Origin of the sequence: Acinetobacter sp. YH12112 (genome assembly GCF_013418945.1) — a bacterium.
Lineage (GTDB): Bacteria > Pseudomonadota > Gammaproteobacteria > Pseudomonadales > Moraxellaceae > Acinetobacter > Acinetobacter indicus.
Genome location: NZ_VPBA01000044.1, coordinates 1 through 19774, shown reverse-complemented (window position 1 = coordinate 19774; position 19774 = coordinate 1). Strand labels below are relative to the sequence as shown.

Genomic DNA, 19774 nt, shown 5'->3' with positions numbered 1-19774 from the left:
TCCCGAACTCAGAAGTGAAACCTCTTAGCGCTGATGGTAGTGTGGGGTTACCCATGTGAGAGTAAGTCATCGCCAGCTCATTAATTCAAAATCCCCCGAGCTTAAACAGCAGGGGGATTTTTTTATGCTTTTAATAAAGTTATAGTGCTTCAATATAAATAAAATTATTAAAAAATAATCCATGTATAGAAAATTTTATCCCAGCTATTTGCTGTTAAATCTCTGTATTTCAGTTATTTTTGTGGCTATTGGTATGTATCCTGATCATGTGTTATTGAACTACTGGATGGTGGTAATACATTGGATTCTCGGAATTGTGCTGATGTATATATTGATTATCCGTTTACCGCTTTTTAATCGCTTTTATATTAATCGAAAAAAATTACATTATTCTATTGTACAAACCCCAATATATAAGCATGCAGAGTATAAGGCAGCACCCGTAATGTCTGGATTAGTGGTCTTTGGCTTGGTGTGTACCGTGTTATATGTATTCAACATGACAGAGTTTTATGTTGAATATGCGTTTATTGCAGGCTTATCTACAGGGAATATGAGTTTTTATTATGCTCTCTAAACCATCTCTAAGGTTCATTGAACTGCCGACTAGTATTTTTCAATGTAGTTCCTAATCCTTCTTTAAGAGTAGGATGATAGAAAGGTTTAGTAAGCAGCTTATCTCAGGTCATACTTTCGCCGCTTAGCTAGGTGAAAGCTGTCTATTTCCGTAGTGGGTAAGGTGCTACAAAAGTAGGATAAGCAATAAATAAAAAGAAACCCCATCATCCTGACGGGGTTTCTTCGTATTTCGTGCTTTAGGTATAACTCCTGTCGTACCTCACGATCCTGGTGTACAAACTTATTATTGTTGTTTTTCGTTTGGGAAACATCCTGTTTCCTGATGAATTTAGAATACGAAAATTCTGTGTGTACGCCTAGCCTCAATTATCTTCATTCAATGTAAGCCAAAACGTACAAGGAGACTGAACTATTTATTGGAAAATTTCAGCCATAAAAAACCGCCTATGTCAGGCGGTTTGGAATCAGACTGCTTAAGCAAACATTTGGCTTGCTGCGCAATATAGAATCCATAGAATCGCAATTGCTACGACAGGTTCCAAAACTTTGGCCCAGCCTGGAACAGTCGGTTCTGCTGCGACTGTGCTTTCTACTGGCGCATGATCGGCTTGTTGATGTAACATTTGATTAAACTCCTTCATCGTATCATCTAATGATAGCTCTTCTTGGGGAAGGGGTTTAGAGCCCTTTAACTCTGTTAGCTCGTTTGTTGACCAAACCCAATCATCTGCCTGACCTGACAGATGTTCAATTTGACCCTGTAGCAGCTCTTTTAAGCCGTTGCTGCCAAAGTTACCGGTTTCATCCAGCTGTTTTAATTCGGTCAGTTGCAGGCTTAAAATTTCACTAATACCGTGTTCGAGTTCAGGTTTAGGCAGTTCAGACTGGTTGTGTACCGAAGTGGTCAGATGACGGGACACTTCCTGAATATACAGCGGATCGAGGGTCTTGATTTCCTGATAGAGCTTATTGTCATCTTCGCGCCACAGACGAATCAGTTTGCCTAGAGTTAGCGCATTGAGTTCCTGGATATATGCATTGCGGCTATCAGCATCGTACTGCTGCAAAAGCTGAGGCTTTTGAATTTTAACCTGATCGCTAAAGTATTGTACTAAATCAAAAGCCATGCATTTACTCCTATTTCTTTTTTAATCTAATAATCTTAGGCTTGGTTTTTTCTTTGGTGTTTCAGTTTGTTCCTCTGTGCTTGATTTTAAAGCATTTGGATCATTTTGGATATGTTCATATTCACTTGGATCAAAGAATAAACCCTGGCCATTTTCGCGAGCATAAATCCCCAAAACTGCAGCAATGGGTACATAAATATCGCGTGCTACGCCACCAAAGCGCGCCGAAAAGCTGATGGCATCATTGGAGATGTGCAAGCCATGGACTGCATGTGGCACGATATTTAACACAATCTGGCCATCCTGAATGAACTGCTCTGGCACCATGGTGTTGGGTTGGGTGGCATCGACCAGAATATGCGGTGTAAGCTGGTTGTCGCAAATCCATTCATAAATGGCACGCACTAGATAGGGACGGGTTGGGCTTAAGTTGAGTTCCTGTTCAGACATATCTACTCTCTACTTATTTATTAAAAATTCGCTATAGCGGTTTTTTTCCTGCACGGTTAAGGATTTTACAAATGCAGGGCGACTAAAATTTCGCTGGCAATATAAATGAATCGGGCGGCAATGCTGTTTTGGCAGTTCAATGCCCATGGCTTTCAGGCGCAGGAAAATTGGGGCCAGCATACAATCCAGGATGCCAAAGTTTTCCGCCATAAAATAAGGGAAATGCTGAAATAATGGTGTGAGTGAGACCAGTGTATCACGAAGCTGCTTTTGTGCCTTGGCCTGTGCTGCGCTATTCAGGGTATCTTCATGGCAAAGCAGGATATCGGCCAGCTTTAGCCAGTCCTGCTCAAAACGCCAGATGTATTGGCGCTGCTCTGCGCGGGGTGCTGGTGCATCGGCATAGAGCTTGTTTTGCCGGTAGCGGTCATCAACATATTCGGAAATAATTGGGGCATGGAACAGTTTTAAATCTTGCTCTACCAGCATGGGTAGGCGATTATAAGGATTCAGGCTGGCTAAATCTTCATCTTCATGGTCGACCAGGACCAGATGATATTTAATATTCTTCTCAGCCAGTACCAGGCGAATCCAGTGCGAGCGGAAATCGTCTGCATGACTGTATAGTGTAATTCCCTGTAGCGGTGTATTTTCCAAGGACATAAATCAGTAAGCAGCAAAATGAATCAGTTAGGATACTAAAATTCAACCTAAAAAGCACGAAGCGAAAAAGGATGAATCGGGTGAAAATGGGTTAGATTATAAAAAAATAACAGGAGCGGCGCAGTATGATGATAAAACTTGTGTTTCTGATGTTCTGCTTAGGAATTGGGGTAGTGAACTATTATTTCAGCAAGGCCTTCTGGCTGCATGAGGGCAGTTGGGGTAAAGATGTACCTGAACAATAAATTCTTTTATCTTTAAAATAACAGCCAATAAAAAAGCCTTGGATAAACCAAGGCTTTTTGTCCAACTCGGTAAACGAATTAACGTTTAGAGAATTGAGGACGTTTACGTGCTTTACGTAAACCAAGTTTCTTACGTTCAACTTCACGAGCGTCACGAGTAACGAAACCAGCTTGACGAAGAGCAGGTTTTAAAGTCTCGTCAGAAGCGATTAATGCACGAGTAATACCGTGACGGATCGCGCCTGCTTGACCACCGATACCACCACCAGCAACAGTGATGTAAAGGTCATATTTTTCAGTTGCTTCAAGAAGCTCTAAAGGTTGACGAACAACCATACGAGCAGTTTCACGACCGAAATATTGCTCTAATGAACGGTTGTTGATCACGAGTTTACCAGTACCAGCAGATAAGAAAACACGTGCAGTTGCGGTCTTACGGCGACCTGTACCATAGTTAGTAGCCATGTGCTGTATCCCTTAGATATCCAAAACTTGTGGCTGTTGAGCAGTATGAGGATGCTCGCTACCAGCGTACACTTTCATTTTCTTGATCATTGCATAACCAAGAGGACCTTTTGGCAACATGCCTTTCACAGCGCGTTGGAAGATTTCTTCAGGTTTGTGAGCAACTAACTTTTCAAAGTTAGTTTCTTTTAAACCGCCTGGGAATTCAGTGTGGCGATAGTATTTTTTGTCAAGTGACTTGTTACCAGTTACTTGAACTTGTTCAGCGTTGATAACAACGATGTAGTCACCAGTGTCAACGTGAGGAGTATAAGAAGTCTTATGCTTACCGCGTAAACGACGAGCGATTTCAGTCGCAAGACGACCTAAAGTTTTGCCAGAAGCATCAACAACGTACCAGTCGTGTTGAACTTCAGCTGGCTTAGCGCTGAGAGTTTTCATTAAACCACTACCTATTATAGTTGGTTTGGACGGTGAATCAGTCCAAACAAAAAGGAGACGAGATTCTAAACGAAATTGTCGAGAACCACAATGAAAATATAAAATTTCAAGCGCTGTATTTTAATCAAAATCCTGAGAAAAGAAAAGACTTGCCAAGAACATCCATCTGCCGTGCCTAGTACTGATCAACTTTCAGCTAAATATCCGCCTTCAAAAGCAGTTTAGATTGCCCCAAAACCGGCCAATCTGCCCGAATCTTCAGCAGAATTCACGGCCGCTGCGGTCAAAGTCTGCTTATAATGGGAGATGCCTTATTGTTTAGGATCAATCATGCTGCCTTTATATGTGACCAGTGGTGAACCTGCCGGCATTGGCCCGGATATTTGTCTGCATCTTGCCGACCGTGTAGATGAGCGTCCCGTTGTGGTTCTGGCCGATCTGGCCATGCTGGCCCAGCGTGCGCAAGTGTTGAAGATGCCGGTAGAACTGATTGAATACAGCGGGCAAACTGCTTCTTCAGAAAAAGGGCAGCTCTATGTCGAGCATGTGCCTTTACAGCAAGCTGTGGTGATGGGCGAGCTGAATCCGCAAAATGCCGCTTATGTGTTGGAACAGCTACGTCGTTCGGCCGATTATGCCATGTCAGGCAAAAGTGTCGGGGTAGCGACTGCGCCGGTACAGAAGTCAGTCATCAATGACGCTGGTATAGCCTTTAGTGGCCATACCGAATATTACCAGGAGTTTGCGGGCGTGCCGCGCGTGGTGATGATGCTGGCCACCAAAACCCTAAGAGTGGCCCTGGCCACTACGCATTTACCGCTGCGTGCAGTGGCTGATGCGATTACCGCTGAACGTCTGCATCAGGTGATTGATATTCTCATCCACGATTTAAAATCCAAATTTAAAATTGAGCAGCCGAATATTCTGGTCTGTGGTTTAAATCCGCATGCCGGTGAGGGCGGTTATTTGGGCATGGAAGAAATTGAGGTGATTAATCCGGTGCTGGAAAGCTATCGCGCGCAGGACATCCAGATGAGTTTAAGCCTGCCGGCTGATACCTTATTTACTCCGGAAAACCTAAAAGATGCCGATGCGGTTCTGGCGATGTATCACGATCAGGGCTTACCTGTGCTAAAATCGCAAGGCTTTGGTGAAGCCATCAATATTACTTTGGGCTTGCCGTTTATTCGCACTTCAGTTGATCATGGCACAGCACTCTCCCTCGCAGGCAGCGGTCTTGCGAAAAGCTCAAGCCTGAATGTGGCTGTTGATTTGGCGCTGGATTTAGCGCGTCACTGATCTTGTCTTTATTACACGTTGGAAATCTTTATGTATCAGATTAATGCCTTAAACCCGAAAGATGAAGGGCACCACACGCGCAAGCGTTTTGGTCAAAACTTTTTACATGACCAACGTGTGATTGCGAAAATTGTACGCTCGGTCAATCCGCGTCCGGGCGATAATATTGTTGAAATTGGCCCGGGTCTGGCGGCCTTAACTTCACCATTAATTGGTGAATGTGATGCCTTGACCGTTGTGGAACTGGACCGTGATCTGGCTGCCGGTTTGCCGGGGCGTGTGCCACATCCGGAACGTTTAACCATTATTGAAACCGATGCGCTGAAATATGATTTTAGCAATCTGTTTGAAGATGACCGTCCACTCCGTGTGGTGGGTAACCTGCCGTATAACATTTCGACCCCACTGTTGTTCCATCTCTTGGAGTTTGGTGACAAAGTCAAAGACATGCACTTCATGCTGCAAAAAGAAGTGGTCGACCGGATTACGGCTGCACCAAATACCAAAGAATACGGCCGTTTGTCGGTGATGATTCAGTATTACTGCAAACCAACTTTCCTGTTTGAAGTGCCACCGGGCTCTTTTAGCCCGCCACCAAAAGTGACTTCTGCGGTGTTTCGTTTAGAGCCGTATGAGGTGAAACCGATTGTGGCGAAAAATGAAAAGGCTTTATCGCGTCTGGTTTCGCATGTGTTTACCCAGCGTCGTAAAACCTTGCGCAATAGCTTAAAAGGCATGCTGGCAGAAGATGGTTTTGAAAAAGCCGGTGTCGATCCGATGGCACGTCCAGAAACCCTGACCCTGGCCGAATTTGTGGCTTTGGCAGATCAAATGGTGGTGTAAAACAACGATGGCACGTTATAACTATGTGATTGGCGATGTACAGGGCTGTTTTGAAGCCCTGAAAGCCTTGCTCAAGGAAATCCGCTTTGATCCGGATCAGGACTTTATCTGGTTTGCCGGTGATCTGGTGGCACGTGGTGAAAACTCGCTTGGCGTGTTGCGCTTTGTCAAAAAGCTGGCCGATCGTGGTGTTGCGACCACAGTGCTGGGCAATCATGACCTGACTTTGCTGGCTGGTGCACGTGGCCTGAAAGAGATTAAAGACAAAGACCAGACCCGCGATGTGATTGATGCCATCGACAGCGATGAATTGATTGACTGGTTACGCAAGCAGCCGTTATGTGTCTGTCCGAATGAATCGACCATCATTACCCATGCCGGTATTCCGCATTTGTGGGACGCAGAAAAAACTCAGGCGCTGGCCAAAGAAGTTGAAGCGGTGATTCAGCATGACGATTTTGCGGTGATGGATCATTTTCTGGCCGAGATGTTTGGCAAAGAGCCGGCCCTCTGGTCAGATGATTTGCAAGGCAATGAACGCTTACGCTGTATCGTCAACTATCTAACCCGCATGCGCCTGACCGATGCAGAAGGACGCCTGGAGTTCAGTTTTAAAGACAGTCTGGACGATCCGATGCCGGCCGGCTTTAAACCGTGGTTTGAATATGTTTCGGCTGCAGCTGAAACGCATCAGATTATTTTTGGGCACTGGGCCGCGCTGCAAGGCAAAACTATTTCCGCCCAGATTCAGAATGTCGATGGGGGCTGTGTCTGGGGGCATCAACTGGTGGCTTATCGTTTGGAAGACCAGCAATTGTTTACAGTGGATAATCCACTGGAAGAATGGTAACAATATTTTATCTTTATAATTTAAAAATGTGATGTCGAAATGAAAACAGCCACCTATTAAAGTGGCTGTTTTTTTGAATTTTATTGAATTCGAATCCAAGTTTGGCTGCGCCCTAGTGTAGACACCCCCATATAAGCGCGCAAAGTCAAACGCTTACCTGTCGAGTTGAGGCGGATTTTTGCATCGTAAATACGACCTGCCAATGGATCAATTACGCGTCCTTTTTCGTAATTATTGCTATCTTTGACTTGTTTTAAGCCTTTTAAAATATCCATCCCTAAAATAGGTTGGTCAGTATAAGGCGCAGGACACTTATTACAAAGTTCACGTGGGGTATAACCTGGACGTGGAGTTACTTTAATAATTTTACCCGTATAGGTTTGATTGGCTTCTTTACGAATTTCGATGACAGCTTTAGGTGAGCCTGTTTTATCATCAATTTGTTGCCAAGTCCCTGCTAAATCTTGTGCCATCGCCAAAGTGCTTAGACTGCCGAAGATGACGGCTATTCCTAAAGCCAATTTCTGAATCATTTTATTTCCCTTACTCGGTCTTTGCGGCTAGTCTAATCTGTGAATTGACTGACACAAAGTCCCGAGTATCTAGAAAAAATGACCGATGCGACACAATTACTCGCTTATTGTTGGCGAATCCACGTTTGTGTCCGACCAATGGCTGAAATTCCGACGTAACCACGTAAAGTTAGACGTTTATTATTAGACGCTAAACGGCCTTTCAGGCTATACATTTTGCCTGTAAGTGGATCTAAAATACGTCCATCGGCATAGTTGTTATTTTCCACATGCTTTAAGCCATGAATAACTTCCAAACCCACCAAAGGTTTGTTGGTATAAGGTGCAGGACAATTCACACACATAGTTTTTGGAGTATAGCCTGGTCTTGGTGTGACTTTAATAATTTTACCTGTAAAGCTGCCATTTTCAGCTTGGGTAATTTCAATAAGTGCTTTAGGTGAGCCTGTTTTGTCATCAATACTTTGCCAGATACCCGTTAGGTCTGATGCAAACGCTGAGCCACTGAAGATGAAGCTTGCAAATGCGCCCATCAATACATTTTTCTTCATATCAGTTCCTTTGATTGTCGAAAGTTATCACAGAGGTTAATTCAAGGTATAAAGCGAGTTGTGGAAGGAGTCAAGCGATTTGAGAGGTAATTAATTTTAAAGTTGCAACTAAGATGCAGAAAAACCAATAAAAAATGCCACGAACGTGTGGCATTTTATGTGAAAAGAGAAGTGATTAATTATTCGCTTTTAATCCAAGTTTGGCTGCGTCCTAAGGCCGATACACCGACATAACCTCTGAGGGTTAGACGTTTACCGTTGCTGCTCAGTTTAGCTTTGGTACTGTAAATATTGCCAGACAGCGGATCAATAATCTTGCCGCCGCTATAGTTGTGTTTGCCCTTATACGCCAGTCCTTTTAGTACATCCATGCCTAAAATGGGCTGATTGGTATAAGGCGCAGGGCAGTTGACACAGGTTTCTTTTGCTGTGTAACCCGGACGTGGCGTTACTTTGACGATTTTAGCGGTATAAGTGCCATTAGCTTCTTGACGAATCTCTAAAATGGCTTTGGATGAACCGGTTTTATCATCAATATTGCGCCAGGTACCGGAGAGATCTTCCGCGAAAACGCCAGCACTGAATGTGGCTGCCAGAAGTGCCACTGTATATTTAAATTTTCCCATGTTTCTATCCCTTTAATACACTTCAAAAAATTCAATTTTCATCTTAAGAATATTTTTTCATCAACACAAGATGTAAATATTGATTCTTGAGTCACATTTTTTGAATAAAGAGTATAAATGTTGGCAGCCAGACTGCGGTAAACACGGCATTCACCGCCATCCCAAATGCAGCATAACGACCGGCCACACTACCGCGTTGCCAGGCCTGTGCTGTGCCAATCGCATGTGCGGCAAGGCCTAAGGCCAGTCCTGAGGCGCGCTCATCATTAATATGACGCAGCAGCAGCGGTGAGAAAGCGGCACCAATCACCCCGGATAAAATCACAATCAGAATGGCCAGACTGACCGGCGCTTCCAGCAGGGTGGCAATATTGATGGCAATTGGCGTGGTCACGGCACGGGTGGCAAATGCCATGATGTCATCCCCGGCCATATGTAAGAGATAGGCCAGTCCCATTGGCAAGGCTACGGCGCTGATGCTGGCAAACAGCAAAATGCCCAGAATGGCTTTGAGCGGCAGATCATCATAGCGCATGGCCGCCAGCGGAATCGCCAGTGCCACGGTCACATAACCCAGCAGATGGTTAAACAGCGGATTGACCTGTGCCATATAATCTTCATAGGGAATGCCAAATACATACAGCAGTAGCACAATAAAAATCATGCCAAAGACAATGACCGGAATTTGCGGCAGTTTCTGGTTACAGGGTTTGGCAAGCAGATAGGCCACCAGGGTGATTAAAAAGCCATAAACAATTGCGAGCATGTTTTAATCTCCTAGAGCCAGCGTTTGGCCATTTTGGCATACAACCATAACGGCAGTAGGGTGCTGAGAAACAGCACCACCAGAAAAGCCGGAATTTTATTGCCCATATGGGTCAGCATCAGCAGTGAGCCGGCACTAATCGGTAAAAAGGCAAACGCACTTTCTTTCATGATTTTATTGTTGGTATCGACAATCCGGGCTGGAATTTTATGCAGTCGGCGCCACAGGAAAAGCACCACCAGCAGGCTGAGTAAACCCATCAGGTTGCCCAGTTCAGGATGGTTGAAATAGGTCGCAATCCAGACGGCTGTTTCACGAAATACAATAATTAAGAGAAGTGTGCCAATCCAAGCTGGCCAGTCGATACGTTTAAGCCTGTTCATTTTTTATCAGTCGGTCATATTTTACTGTTCAAGTTTTAACTGATCTCATCATCAATTTCAAATTCTTCTAAAGGCCGTTTAAATTGCTGAGCCTTGGCACCCAGAATTTCGTCCAGCGGCAAGTGCGCCTGACGGATCATCTGTTCCAGTTTGGCAGGGGCCATATTTACGCGCAGATTCAGTTGTCCCTGCTCATCATAGTGCTCGGACTGAATCACATTCAGTTCATAAAACTGGTTGCGTAATTTGCCATAGGCCGGTTTTAATACCACATCAAAACTTTGAATCTGGCCCATCAGACATTCATGTACCGCCTGACGTAACAGTTCCAGTCCCTGACCCGAATGTGCTGAAATATACACTCGCTCCGGCTGATGAGGCTTGGCATAGACAATTTTGGCCTGCTCGCCGGTGCAGTCGATTTTGTTATAAACCCTGAGCACCGGCACATCTGCGCCAATTTCTTTCAGGACGCGCTCAACTGCTTCAATCTGTTCCAGCATGTCCGGACTGCTGGAATCAATCACATGCAGCAACAAGGTCGCTTCCAGAGTTTCTTCCAGCGTGGCCTTAAATGATTCCACCAGCGAGTGCGAGAGATTACGGACAAAACCCACGGTATCGGCCAGCACCAGCGTACCAATCCCATCCCATTCCAGCCGGCGTAAGGTCGGGTCGAGCGTAGCAAAGAGCTGATCGGCGGCGTAGACATCGCTATTGGCCAGAATATTAAACAGCGTCGATTTGCCGGCATTGGTATAGCCAACCAGTGATACGGTAGGAACGGCGGCTTTTTGACGGGCCACACGACCCTGCATACGGGTCTGGCGGACTTTATCCAGTTTGGCTTTCAGCTGGCCCATACGAATTCTTAACAGGCGGCGGTCGGTTTCCAGCAAGGTTTCACCCGGACCACGTAAACCAATCCCGCCTTTTTGACTGTCCAGATTGCCGCGGCTACGAATCAGGCGTGAGGAGAGGTGATGCAATTGTGCCAGCTCGACCTGCAATTTCCCTTCATAGGTCCGGGCGCGCTGGGCGAAAATATCCAGAATCAGCTCGGTCCGGTCGACCACACGGCATTTCATGATTTTTTCAAGATTACGTGCCTGTGCCGGCGTCAACGCATGATCGAAAATCACCAGTTCAGCCTCGAGTTCTGCAACCAGCGCAGCAATTTCGTCCGCTTTACCAGAACCGATAAATAACTTGGCATCGGGTTTAATCCGCTGGGCAAACACATGCTGCAAAACTTCAGCACCTGCAGATTTTGCAAGCAGATGAAATTCTTCTGCATCAAGGTCTTCTAAAATCTGTACGCTGACGCTCACGAGCACAACGCGTTCACCACCTTGATGTTGCTGGTAATCTGGCACCTGGGCATTTCTCCTCATGAAAATTCTATTCTAGAGCAAAAAGCGCCAGCTGCGTGAACTAGATGAAGATGATTACAGCAGCATGACAAAAAGCAGGCGAATCCTCACAATCCTCAATTTGGAATCAGTATCATCCTCTTTGTGAGAGGGAGGCATGGAAAGCTTGATCGTTGTATCTGATTCATCAGCATGATCATTACATCAAGGGATTTGCTGTGGATTTATCCATTGCAGCAAGACTGTAGAAGAATTGGTATAGCGCATTTCAATTGAGCGATCTGGACAGTTTTTCGATGCTTATGATCAATGTCTGGTCAATTGCTTCAAGATAGAATACAGTTCTCTGAACAATTCTTGCTGTGATTTTCGCAATTCACGATTATGCTATGTCTCAAGTTTCTTTATCTTCATCCGCTTCAATGAATAGTCTGTCCAAATTTTTTCTCTATTCTAAAAAAATCACTGCCGGTCTGGCAGCGGTGAGCGAAGGCTTTTATCTGGTGTATCGTCACAGCTTGTATAAGCAGCCGAATAATCCGCAGAATACCCGTTATGTGCAGCATTTTTGCCGTCAGTTGTGCAAGGTGTTCAATATTGAAGTCGAAGTGCATGGAGAAATTCCCACCCAGCCGGCCTTATGGGTCAGCAACCATGTGTCATGGCTAGATGTGCCGGTGCTCGGTTCAGGTGCGCGGGTATTTTTTCTGGCCAAAGCTGAAATTGAGCAATGGCCGGTGTTTGGAAAGTTGGCCAAAGGTGGCGGGACCTTATTTATTAAACGCGGTTCGGGAGATTCGATTAAAATCCGCGACCAGATTACCCAGTTTTTAAAACAGGATGTGCCGGTACTGTTTTTCCCGGAGGCCACGACTTCGGATGGGACTAAAATTAAAAAAGTACATGGCCGTTTATTGGGCGCGGCAATTGAAGCGCAGCGTCCGGTGCAAATCTGCCTGATCTGTTATATCAACCAGCAGGGCGAGCTGGATACCGTAGCGCCGTTTATCAATGAAATGACCTTTATTGAGCATGTTAAAAATGTGCTGGAAATGCCAAAGGTCACCGCACATTTAATGGCTCTAAACCCGATTTCGGTAGAAGGGCATACGGTGGAAAGCCTGACCTCGCTGGTTCAAAACAAGATGATTGAGGGCTTGGAGCAGCTGCATCAAAAAGTCCTGATTCAGCAGGCCAGTGCTTAAGCTTTAACCTGTGTTGCAGGCTTACATAAAGCCCTCAATTGGCAGCCAGGAAATGATTTTCATGGCTGCTTTTTCATACCATTTCATTTTTGGTTCTTTAACAAATACGCGTTCTTCACCTTTGCTATTTACGACACGCCAGTTAATGTTGTTTTGTGCATCCAGCACCAGACGGTAAGCATATTTGGATAAATTGGCATCCATGGTCTGATGCACCGATCTCGCCAGCGTCGGACTGTTGAGCAATACGCCAATTTCACTGTTTAAATAGGCCGAACGCGGATCAAAATTAAAAGAGCCAATAAAGACCTGTTTTTCATCCAGTGCCATCAGTTTGGCATGCAGGCTGGAACGGCTCAGACCTTTTAAGCTGACTTTGGCTTTTTTCGACAGTTCTTCGGTATTGCTGTTCAGATGCTCGGCCTCGGGTGCATATAAAAACTCATACAGCTCGACATCATTTTCCAGTAAGTCCTGACGGTATTTGGCATAAAACGCGTGTACCAGCGGAACGTCATTGGCCTTATAGGAATTGGTCAGTACCCGCACCTGTACGCCGTCATTGGCCAGCTGTTTTAAGCGGTCAGCCCCGGATTCTTCCGGTACAAAATAGGCCGAAATAATATCCACACTTTCAGTCGGTTTTTCCAGATGACTGAGCAGCTGGAAATTCAGTAATTCTTCTTTGGGTGCGCGGTCTTTAATCTTGCTTGGCGAGTCTTTCACCACTTCTGCTTTGACCCAGTCAAACTGGATTTTGTGGTTAAACCACTGTTCAATGGCTTGGGAGCGTGTGGCTAAATCAAGATAATTTTGTACCGCCACTTCTGCAGAATGGTCTTCGAGCTGCTGTTTCAGGCTTTCATAACGCAGATGATGCTGCTGTGGATTGACCAGCTGCTTGACCGAATAGGCATAATCATCATTCCAGTATTCATCAAAGGAGTGAATGATTTCATCGGAGGCAGAACCAACCAGCATCACATCGACATCGGAAAACTGATAGCTGTCGCTGACGTTATAATACTGGTTACTCATATTGCGCCCGCCAATCAGGGCAATCTGGTTATCGGCAATAAAGCTTTTATTGTGCATGCGCCGGTTGATACGTTTTAAATCTAGCACCATGTCCATGGCGCGGTATTTACGGAAGCGGTACGGATTGTATAGCTTGACGTCGATATTGCTGTGCTGGTCCAGCGCCAGATAAATACCTTCCATTTTCTTGGCATTGTTATCATCGACCAGCAAGCGCACTTTCACGCCGCGATCAGCTGCGCGAATAATTGAATGTAGTGCCAGCGCCCCGATTTTGTCGTTGTCCCAGATATAATATTGCAGGTCTAGGGTTTCTTCTGCCTTATCAATTAAATACAAGCGTGCTGACAGGGCTTCCAGCGGATCGTACAGCACCCGATAACCGGTCAGCTGCGGATTTTTTTCACGCAGCGGCAATACAATCTGGGCCAGATGGGTATGCTCGGTTGGCGTTTCAAAAGCCATTTGAACCGGATGTTCAATCTGTTTGGGCAGGGTTGAACAGCCACTGACTCCCAACACTAAACTGCAACTCAACAGCATGGCCGCGGTAGAAGAAGACATAGAACTTCTCGCGTATGTATTTGATTGCAAATTAAATTTGTCAGGATGTATCATATTGTCTAAAACAAGTCCAAAATTTGGTTTGAGTATAATTGCCAGCTGTGAAAAGATAAATATAAGAACGGACGAATTTAGTCGCCGGGGGAGAGTCGGGCATAACTATGTGGGATAGCCAATCAATTATACTGTATTTCTATATCGGCCTGGCCATATTGGCAGTTTGGGCTGTGTCGCAGGCATGGCGTAGTCAGGCCAATACAGAAACGATTCATCCCTTTAAAGCCTTTGTGCATCTGCTGGCCTTTTATCTGTCTTACTTATTAATTCCGCTGTTTTTCTTTAGTATTTATGCCGGCTGGATTGGCTATTACTCCTTGCATGAAGCCATTTTTATCGGGCTGGTCAGTGGTGTGCTGGTCTATGCGCGTTTTATTGAGCCACATCTGATTCTGGTCAAAACCACCCGCTATCAGATGCTGCCCGATCAGCCCTTGCAACGCCCGGTCCGAATTGCCCTGATTGCCGACCTGCACATTGGTCTGTTTTCCGGGCATGAACGCCAGCTCAAGCAGATTGTCGCCAAGATTAACCAGGAAGAACCGGAAATGGTGCTGGTGGCAGGTGACTGGACCTATGAGCCGGAAAATAAACTGGCCGATGAACTGGCAATACTAAAAGAGATTAAAGCGCCAATTTATTCCGTGACCGGCAATCATGATGAACAGTATCCCGGACCGCCGATTCAGGAACTGCTCAAACATGCGCTTGAGGTTAATCATGTGATTGATATTGAAGGGCAGATTGTCGAGTTTGACGAGTTCCGCCTGATTGGGATTGGCGATTTATGGTCCGGCCGTACCGATATGCGCTATATGCCGGATTTACCGCAAGACAAGCCGTGGCTGATTTTGTCGCATAACCCCGATACGGTCGATATGGTGCCGAAATTGCCAACTCATCCCTTAATGCTGTCGGGGCATACCCATGGCGGTCAGGTGGAATTGCCGTGGCTGACCGATTATGTAATGAAACGCGTATCGATTGTCGGCCATAAAAAAGGCCTGTACCGGCATGAACATGCCGATGTGTTTGTCACTGTTGGTACTGGGATGGTGGGTGTGCCATTTCGTTTTCGGGTGCCACCGACCATTGATATTATTGAACTCTGCTAATGCCAAAAGGTGGGCGTTTTAAAAGACCCACCACAGCAAGGCAATCAGAATCACGACGCCAATCAAGACCAATACCCCGATATTCAGGCGGTGATTGTTCCGGTTTAAATCTTCAATACCATTTGCCGCTGTTTCGACCGGGGCTTGTGCTTCGGTATGTAGCTGCGGGCGCGGTGGATCTTCAGTATCAAAATAAGGTGTGCTGATGTCGTCTATCGGTTTGGGGGCACATTCACCCTTGGAGGCATCCATGGCCAGACCGTGCTGGCGAATCAGTTCATCAATCAGCTGCTGGGCTTCTGCTTCAGTCAAATGACTGTCTGTTCTGAGGTACTGCACCGCTTCATGGCGTTTGCCATCATCCAGCAACAAAATAACTTTCACCAGTTGTTCTTCCCGAAGGGTTTCAATCAGACAATCCATACAATGACCTGCTGGTGGGGATAAGCTTTTATTGTTTCTAAACTTGGCCAGATGCAATAGTGTGTTTGTGTATGATTTTGCATCACAAATAAAAAACCAGCGTTCTCTACGCTGGTTTTTCAGTCAGATGAACATTTTAAATCTGGCTGTTGACATCATCATGCTTGGTTTCACGAATTGCCAGGAAGGCCAGAAGTGACAAGATAGATGCAGCAGTCAGGTAATAACCCACGGCAGCCAGACCATATTCGGTCGCCAGTTTGGTGGCAATCAGCGGTGCAAAAGAGGCACCGAAAATACCGGCCAGGTTAAAGGTCAGCGCAGAGCCGGTATAACGTACCGAAGTCGGGAAAATCTCTGACAGGACGGTCCCAATTGGACCATAGGTTAGCCCCATAATCGCCAGACCAATACACAGGAACAGGAACACCACCAAGGTATTGCCGGATTCCAGCATGCTGGCAAAAACCAGACCAAAGAGCGCCGATACAACACACACACCAATAGACGTGGCTTTACGGCCGAATTTTTCTGCCAAAATCGCTGAGAGTGGAATAAACGCTGCAAAGCACAGGGTAGCAATCAGCTGTAATTCCAGGAAGTCGGCGCGGCTATAACCGAGCTGGGTGGTGCCCCAGTTGAGCGCGAATACCGTGGTCAGATAGAACACTACGAACGTACAGATCGCGGCAATGGTGCCTAAAATCAGCATGCCCCAATGTTTGGTCATGACTTCTTTAAACGGTACATTCACTTCTTTCTGTTTGTTTAAAACATTCTGGAAAGCCGGTGTCTCATGCAGTTTTAAACGAATCCACAGACCAACAATCACCAGTAAAGCACTGGAAATAAAGGGAATACGCCAGCCCCAGCTCATGAATGCTTCTTCGCTCATGAACGCGCCTAACAGCAGGAAGGAACCGGTGGCCAGAATAAAACCAATTGGAGCACCCAGTTGCGGGAACATGCCGTACCAGGCACGTTTGCCTTCCGGTGCATTTTCGGTGGCCAGTAAAACCGCACCTGACCATTCACCGCCCAAGCCCAGCCCCTGACCTAAACGGCACAGGGCCAGCAGTAACGGTGCGGCAATGCCGATTTGTGCATAGGTGGGTAACAGGCCAATGGCTACAGTGGAAATCCCCATGGTCAGCAGCGCAGCGACCAGGGTGGCTTTACGCCCAATACGGTCACCGAGGTGACCAAACAGTGCCGCGCCAATCGGGCGGGCAATAAAGGCAATGGCAAAGGTGGCCAGAGACTGAATGGTGGCGGTCATTGGATCGGTACTGGTTGGGAAGAACAGGTACGGGAAAATAATGACCGCAGCAGTCGCATAAATATAAAAATCGAAGAATTCGATGGTAGTGCCTACCAGACTCGCGGTGAGGACACGAAATTTTGAGTTCGTTGGTGCTGCTTCTTCATTGATTGCAGCAGAAGTTGATGACGCCATGAATGACCTTACACTTATTAAAAATAAAAAATTAGTTTTACAAGCGTAATCTTTTTAAAAAAGGCGTAATTTCTTAAAAAAACAACGGCAATCGTTTCGATTCAACGCGCTCAGGGTCACTGAAATGGAGAATCAAAACAATTAAATCACGTACAGATAGATAGACAGAAAATGTGATCCTGCCCCGATCAATACAAAAATATGCCAGATAGCGTGTGTGTATCTTACCCGTTTTAACGCATAAAACAATGCACCAATCGTATAAGAAATTCCACCAATCAATAAAAAAGTTAGCGCAGGTGGACTTAAAAAGCGTTGCATATCATCAATCACCAGAAGTGCTAACCAGCCCATCACCAGATAGGCAATCAGTGAAATTTTCTGAAACCGGTTGATGAAAACCAGCTTAAATACAGTGCCAATCAGGGCAATAATCCACAGTGCAATTAACAGATATTGCGCTTTGGCAGTAGGAATGGCGATAGACAGAAAAGGGGTATAGGTGCCAGCAATTAAATAATAGATGGCGGTGTGATCGAGCTTTTTATACCAGCCGCGGCGCTGTGGGCTGTCGGCATAATGGTACAGACTGGACGCCGAAAACAATAGGAACATACTCAGCGCATAGACCCACAGCCCGATCCAAGGGCCAATACTTAAATAACTGCCTTTAATCACTAAAAAAATACCGGCCACCAGCGCCAAAGCCGCGCCTATGGCATGGCTGATGAAGTTCATTCGTTCTTCAACCGGATCGTAGTCGGGTGCCAAGGGTGCATTCATAAGCGTGGGATCGTTATAATTAAAATATACGAATGTATAGTAATTCAATTTTGCATTTCGCGTAAGACGCTTTACACTTTAGCTGCAATTCATTTCAGGTTTTACTCATGTCTCAATTGGCGACTTCTCCCAATCCGGAACAACAATTTCTAGATACATTTCAGCAAGCCATTGAAACACAGCGTTTTGAGCGTTTAATTCTGAGTCAGTACAAAGGCGAACTTGAACAGCTGGAAAAAATGACCTTCCGGGTCATTTCTTTACAAAATGAAGCTGTACTGAACTGTGTGTACCGATATAAAACCCAGGATGTCACCAAAAACTATCCGCTCACTGAGGCAGTGGCTCAGGTCAGCGCGCTGCTAGGCTGCTGCAAACAGGCCAATTTATTGACCCTGGATGAAGACCTGCAGCTGAAAAAGAACAAGAAAAAAGCCATGCTGATGGTGAACAAGAAAAAAGCTGAGGTTGCACCGGCAACTGTTACGCAAGGTCATGACCGCAGCAAACAGCGTTATGTCGAACAGGACAGCCCATTTTTGCAGCATTTAAGCATTACCGATCAGCATGGCCAGATCATTCCGAGCATGGCGCGAAAATGGAAACAGATTAATAAATTTGTGGAAATTTTCTCCGGGGCGGTGGAGCAGCTCAACACTCAAGATCAGCCCTTGCATATTGTCGATTTTGGTTCCGGTAAAGGCTATTTAACTTTTGCCCTGTATGACTATCTGGCCAAGCATCAGCAGACGCCGTATGTGACCGGTGTGGAACTGAATCCGAAAATGGTCGCGTTCTGCCAGCAGGTGGCGCAAGATTCCGGCTTTCAGCAACTGGACTTTTTCCAGGGCGATGTCCGTACCTATGCACCGGAACAGCTGGATGTGATGATTGCCTTGCATGCCTGTGATGTCGCCACCGACTTTGCCATTCACACCGGCATTCGCCTGAATGCACAAATGATTATGTGTGCGCCGTGTTGCCATAAAGAATTGCGTCCGCAGTTACAGGCACCCAAAGTGCTGCAACCGATGCTGCACTTTGGAATCCATGCCGGACAGCAGGCGGAAATGCTCACCGATACCATCCGGGCCTTATTGCTGAAAGCCTATGGCTATGAAACCAAGGTGTTTGAGTTTGTGTCACTGGAACATACCAGCAAAAACAAGATGATTCTGGCCACCAAACGCAAAGACTATACTGCGCCAGATGCGGCGGTGCTGGCCCAGATTCAGGCCTTAAAAGAACTCTATGGCATTCAGAAACATTCGCTGGAGCTATTGCTGAATGATCAGTGGGACCAGCAGGATATCGGACGTAAATGTTAAGGATAAAACAATGAGCCAGATCAGTATTCATGCCGGCAGCTGGCAGGACTTGCAGGCCGATGCCAAAGTAATTCGTGAAGCGGTTTTTATTCAGGAGCAGGCAATTGCCCCGGAAGATGAATGGGATCAGGAGGATGCAGTAGCGCTACATTTTGTCGCGTATGCACAGCAGCAGCCAATCGCTACCGCACGTTTGCTCTCCAACCATAGCATTGGCCGGGTTGCGGTCTTAAAGTCTTACAGAGGTTTAGGTCTGGGCAAGAAAGTGATGGAAGCCATTATTCAGCAGGCCCAGCAGGAGCAGCGTCCTTTTCTGGTGTTATCAGCACAAGTCTATGCCACCGGTTTTTATCAGCAGCTTGGTTTTCAGGTCGAAGGTGAGGAATATCTGGACTGTGGCATTCCGCATATTCGGATGCGCCGTGAACTGCACCCAACTGAAGAAAAATAGCAATCTGCATCCAATAAAAAAGCGGACGTGAAGTCCACTGCTGTCCCATAGTTTGCTTTAAATAAAAAAACCTGAGTCCTAACAGTTAAAATATGAGTGTAAACAAACACTTTAACGACCAGGATTCAGGTTTTGTCACATCAGAATACCGTATTTCATG

The 19774-nt window shown here is 45.9% G+C and carries 22 protein-coding genes; 7 read left to right on the top strand and 15 right to left on the bottom strand.

What is annotated here, in order from left to right:
* Window positions 1-1052: 1052 nt before the first annotated feature.
* The 5 genes from FTU50_RS13310 to rplM form a co-directional block, all read right to left on the bottom strand.
* Window positions 1053-1706: a hypothetical protein gene (locus FTU50_RS13310; protein WP_005175723.1), complete on the bottom strand. Its 654-nt coding sequence runs from the start codon at window positions 1704-1706 to the stop codon at window positions 1053-1055.
* A gap of 21 nt (window positions 1707-1727) precedes the next feature.
* Complete coding sequence (locus tag FTU50_RS13305; protein WP_005175725.1) at window positions 1728-2156, bottom strand: ClpXP protease specificity-enhancing factor; 429 nt, start codon at window positions 2154-2156, stop codon at window positions 1728-1730.
* A gap of 9 nt (window positions 2157-2165) precedes the next feature.
* Window positions 2166-2819 (bottom strand): glutathione S-transferase N-terminal domain-containing protein, encoded by a 654-nt coding sequence (locus FTU50_RS13300; protein ID WP_180047298.1) that lies wholly within the window; start codon window positions 2817-2819, stop codon window positions 2166-2168.
* 323 nt (window positions 2820-3142) lie between these two features.
* On the bottom strand, window positions 3143-3529 hold the full coding sequence (gene rpsI / locus FTU50_RS13295; RefSeq protein ID WP_004785251.1) for a 30S ribosomal protein S9: 387 nt from the start codon (window positions 3527-3529) through the stop codon (window positions 3143-3145).
* A 12-nt stretch (window positions 3530-3541) separates the two neighbouring features.
* Complete coding sequence (gene rplM / locus FTU50_RS13290; RefSeq protein WP_004857442.1) at window positions 3542-3970, bottom strand: 50S ribosomal protein L13; 429 nt, start codon at window positions 3968-3970, stop codon at window positions 3542-3544.
* Window positions 3971-4300: 330 nt separating this feature from the next.
* Between rplM and pdxA the strand changes: the two genes are divergently transcribed.
* The 3 genes from pdxA to FTU50_RS13275 are packed head-to-tail and all read left to right on the top strand — an operon-like array spanning window position 4301 to window position 6962.
* Window positions 4301-5269 carry a 4-hydroxythreonine-4-phosphate dehydrogenase PdxA gene (pdxA, locus tag FTU50_RS13285; protein WP_160243510.1) on the top strand — a complete coding sequence of 323 codons (969 nt, stop codon included), beginning with the start codon at window positions 4301-4303 and terminating at the stop codon, window positions 5267-5269.
* Between the two features lie 30 nt (window positions 5270-5299).
* Window positions 5300-6112 carry a 16S rRNA (adenine(1518)-N(6)/adenine(1519)-N(6))-dimethyltransferase RsmA gene (gene rsmA / locus FTU50_RS13280; RefSeq protein ID WP_180047300.1) on the top strand — a complete coding sequence of 271 codons (813 nt, stop codon included), beginning with the start codon at window positions 5300-5302 and terminating at the stop codon, window positions 6110-6112.
* A 7-nt stretch (window positions 6113-6119) separates the two neighbouring features.
* The gene (locus FTU50_RS13275) at window positions 6120-6962 is read left to right on the top strand and encodes a symmetrical bis(5'-nucleosyl)-tetraphosphatase (protein WP_104472009.1); all 843 of its coding nucleotides are present in this window, start codon (window positions 6120-6122) and stop codon (window positions 6960-6962) included.
* Window positions 6963-7042: 80 nt separating this feature from the next.
* Here the strand turns inward: FTU50_RS13275 and FTU50_RS13270 are convergent, their stop codons facing one another.
* From FTU50_RS13270 to hflX, 6 genes are all read right to left on the bottom strand, one after another.
* Window positions 7043-7495 carry a DUF2147 domain-containing protein gene (locus tag FTU50_RS13270; protein ID WP_180047302.1) on the bottom strand — a complete coding sequence of 151 codons (453 nt, stop codon included), beginning with the start codon at window positions 7493-7495 and terminating at the stop codon, window positions 7043-7045.
* 104 nt (window positions 7496-7599) lie between these two features.
* Window positions 7600-8046, bottom strand: a complete 447-nt coding sequence (locus FTU50_RS13265; protein ID WP_005175748.1) for a DUF2147 domain-containing protein — start codon at window positions 8044-8046, stop codon at window positions 7600-7602.
* A 179-nt stretch (window positions 8047-8225) separates the two neighbouring features.
* Complete coding sequence (locus FTU50_RS13260) at window positions 8226-8672, bottom strand: DUF2147 domain-containing protein (RefSeq protein ID WP_163142734.1); 447 nt, start codon at window positions 8670-8672, stop codon at window positions 8226-8228.
* 91 nt (window positions 8673-8763) lie between these two features.
* The gene (locus tag FTU50_RS13255) at window positions 8764-9438 is read right to left on the bottom strand and encodes an LrgB family protein (protein ID WP_016659801.1); all 675 of its coding nucleotides are present in this window, start codon (window positions 9436-9438) and stop codon (window positions 8764-8766) included.
* Window positions 9439-9449: 11 nt separating this feature from the next.
* Complete coding sequence (locus FTU50_RS13250) at window positions 9450-9821, bottom strand: hypothetical protein (RefSeq protein WP_045794996.1); 372 nt, start codon at window positions 9819-9821, stop codon at window positions 9450-9452.
* Window positions 9822-9856: 35 nt separating this feature from the next.
* Window positions 9857-11215, bottom strand: a complete 1359-nt coding sequence (gene hflX / locus FTU50_RS13245) for a ribosome rescue GTPase HflX (RefSeq protein ID WP_034597358.1) — start codon at window positions 11213-11215, stop codon at window positions 9857-9859.
* A gap of 368 nt (window positions 11216-11583) precedes the next feature.
* On the opposite strand from hflX, the gene FTU50_RS13240 reads away from it, so the two are divergent.
* A complete protein-coding gene (locus FTU50_RS13240) occupies window positions 11584-12399 on the top strand; it encodes a 1-acyl-sn-glycerol-3-phosphate acyltransferase (protein ID WP_034597361.1) in 816 nt (271 codons plus the stop codon).
* Between the two features lie 21 nt (window positions 12400-12420).
* Here FTU50_RS13240 and FTU50_RS13235 read toward each other — a convergent pair whose 3' ends face one another.
* Window positions 12421-14001 (bottom strand): phospholipase D family protein, encoded by a 1581-nt coding sequence (locus FTU50_RS13235; protein WP_257222851.1) that lies wholly within the window; start codon window positions 13999-14001, stop codon window positions 12421-12423.
* 161 nt (window positions 14002-14162) lie between these two features.
* Here FTU50_RS13235 and FTU50_RS13230 point away from each other — a divergent pair, with 161 nt between their 5' ends.
* Window positions 14163-15173: a metallophosphoesterase gene (locus FTU50_RS13230; protein ID WP_104470660.1), complete on the top strand. Its 1011-nt coding sequence runs from the start codon at window positions 14163-14165 to the stop codon at window positions 15171-15173.
* A gap of 18 nt (window positions 15174-15191) precedes the next feature.
* On the opposite strand, the gene FTU50_RS13225 is transcribed toward FTU50_RS13230, so the two are convergent.
* The 3 genes from FTU50_RS13225 to FTU50_RS13215 form a co-directional block, all read right to left on the bottom strand.
* Window positions 15192-15596 carry a hypothetical protein gene (locus tag FTU50_RS13225; RefSeq protein WP_180047308.1) on the bottom strand — a complete coding sequence of 135 codons (405 nt, stop codon included), beginning with the start codon at window positions 15594-15596 and terminating at the stop codon, window positions 15192-15194.
* Window positions 15597-15732: 136 nt separating this feature from the next.
* Window positions 15733-17052 (bottom strand): MFS transporter, encoded by a 1320-nt coding sequence (locus FTU50_RS13220; protein WP_075167916.1) that lies wholly within the window; start codon window positions 17050-17052, stop codon window positions 15733-15735.
* Between the two features lie 141 nt (window positions 17053-17193).
* Window positions 17194-17835 carry a hemolysin III family protein gene (locus FTU50_RS13215; RefSeq protein WP_005175777.1) on the bottom strand — a complete coding sequence of 214 codons (642 nt, stop codon included), beginning with the start codon at window positions 17833-17835 and terminating at the stop codon, window positions 17194-17196.
* 107 nt (window positions 17836-17942) lie between these two features.
* On the opposite strand from FTU50_RS13215, the gene FTU50_RS13210 reads away from it, so the two are divergent.
* Together FTU50_RS13210 and FTU50_RS13205 are read left to right on the top strand one after the other, a co-directional pair.
* Entirely contained in the window at window positions 17943-19163 is a 1221-nt protein-coding gene (locus FTU50_RS13210) for an SAM-dependent methyltransferase (protein ID WP_180047310.1), read from the top strand.
* 10 nt (window positions 19164-19173) lie between these two features.
* Window positions 19174-19614, top strand: a complete 441-nt coding sequence (locus tag FTU50_RS13205) for a GNAT family N-acetyltransferase (protein ID WP_005175783.1) — start codon at window positions 19174-19176, stop codon at window positions 19612-19614.
* Window positions 19615-19774 lie beyond the last annotated feature (160 nt).

What these genes read in the sequence shown, in the direction of transcription:
- FTU50_RS13265 (WP_005175748.1), bottom strand. Translation starts at nt 8,046, where the DNA reads ATGAAGAAAAATGTATTGATGGGCGCATTTGCAAGCTTCATCTTCAGT.
- FTU50_RS13210 (WP_180047310.1), top strand. Translation starts at nt 17,943, where the DNA reads ATGTCTCAATTGGCGACTTCTCCCAATCCGGAACAACAATTTCTAGAT.
- FTU50_RS13270 (WP_180047302.1), bottom strand. Translation starts at nt 7,495, where the DNA reads ATGATTCAGAAATTGGCTTTAGGAATAGCCGTCATCTTCGGCAGTCTA.
- FTU50_RS13260 (WP_163142734.1), bottom strand. Translation starts at nt 8,672, where the DNA reads ATGGGAAAATTTAAATATACAGTGGCACTTCTGGCAGCCACATTCAGT.
- rpsI (WP_004785251.1), bottom strand. Translation starts at nt 3,529, where the DNA reads ATGGCTACTAACTATGGTACAGGTCGCCGTAAGACCGCAACTGCACGT.
- FTU50_RS13225 (WP_180047308.1), bottom strand. Translation starts at nt 15,596, where the DNA reads ATGGATTGTCTGATTGAAACCCTTCGGGAAGAACAACTGGTGAAAGTT.
- FTU50_RS13230 (WP_104470660.1), top strand. Translation starts at nt 14,163, where the DNA reads ATGTGGGATAGCCAATCAATTATACTGTATTTCTATATCGGCCTGGCC.
- FTU50_RS13255 (WP_016659801.1), bottom strand. Translation starts at nt 9,438, where the DNA reads ATGCTCGCAATTGTTTATGGCTTTTTAATCACCCTGGTGGCCTATCTG.
- FTU50_RS13250 (WP_045794996.1), bottom strand. Translation starts at nt 9,821, where the DNA reads ATGAACAGGCTTAAACGTATCGACTGGCCAGCTTGGATTGGCACACTT.
- FTU50_RS13240 (WP_034597361.1), top strand. Translation starts at nt 11,584, where the DNA reads ATGTCTCAAGTTTCTTTATCTTCATCCGCTTCAATGAATAGTCTGTCC.
- pdxA (WP_160243510.1), top strand. Translation starts at nt 4,301, where the DNA reads ATGCTGCCTTTATATGTGACCAGTGGTGAACCTGCCGGCATTGGCCCG.
- FTU50_RS13205 (WP_005175783.1), top strand. Translation starts at nt 19,174, where the DNA reads ATGAGCCAGATCAGTATTCATGCCGGCAGCTGGCAGGACTTGCAGGCC.
- FTU50_RS13235 (WP_257222851.1), bottom strand. Translation starts at nt 14,001, where the DNA reads ATGTCTTCTTCTACCGCGGCCATGCTGTTGAGTTGCAGTTTAGTGTTG.
- rplM (WP_004857442.1), bottom strand. Translation starts at nt 3,970, where the DNA reads ATGAAAACTCTCAGCGCTAAGCCAGCTGAAGTTCAACACGACTGGTAC.
- FTU50_RS13275 (WP_104472009.1), top strand. Translation starts at nt 6,120, where the DNA reads ATGGCACGTTATAACTATGTGATTGGCGATGTACAGGGCTGTTTTGAA.
- FTU50_RS13305 (WP_005175725.1), bottom strand. Translation starts at nt 2,156, where the DNA reads ATGTCTGAACAGGAACTCAACTTAAGCCCAACCCGTCCCTATCTAGTG.
- FTU50_RS13300 (WP_180047298.1), bottom strand. Translation starts at nt 2,819, where the DNA reads ATGTCCTTGGAAAATACACCGCTACAGGGAATTACACTATACAGTCAT.
- rsmA (WP_180047300.1), top strand. Translation starts at nt 5,300, where the DNA reads ATGTATCAGATTAATGCCTTAAACCCGAAAGATGAAGGGCACCACACG.
- FTU50_RS13220 (WP_075167916.1), bottom strand. Translation starts at nt 17,052, where the DNA reads ATGGCGTCATCAACTTCTGCTGCAATCAATGAAGAAGCAGCACCAACG.
- hflX (WP_034597358.1), bottom strand. Translation starts at nt 11,215, where the DNA reads ATGAGGAGAAATGCCCAGGTGCCAGATTACCAGCAACATCAAGGTGGT.
- FTU50_RS13310 (WP_005175723.1), bottom strand. Translation starts at nt 1,706, where the DNA reads ATGGCTTTTGATTTAGTACAATACTTTAGCGATCAGGTTAAAATTCAA.
- FTU50_RS13215 (WP_005175777.1), bottom strand. Translation starts at nt 17,835, where the DNA reads ATGAATGCACCCTTGGCACCCGACTACGATCCGGTTGAAGAACGAATG.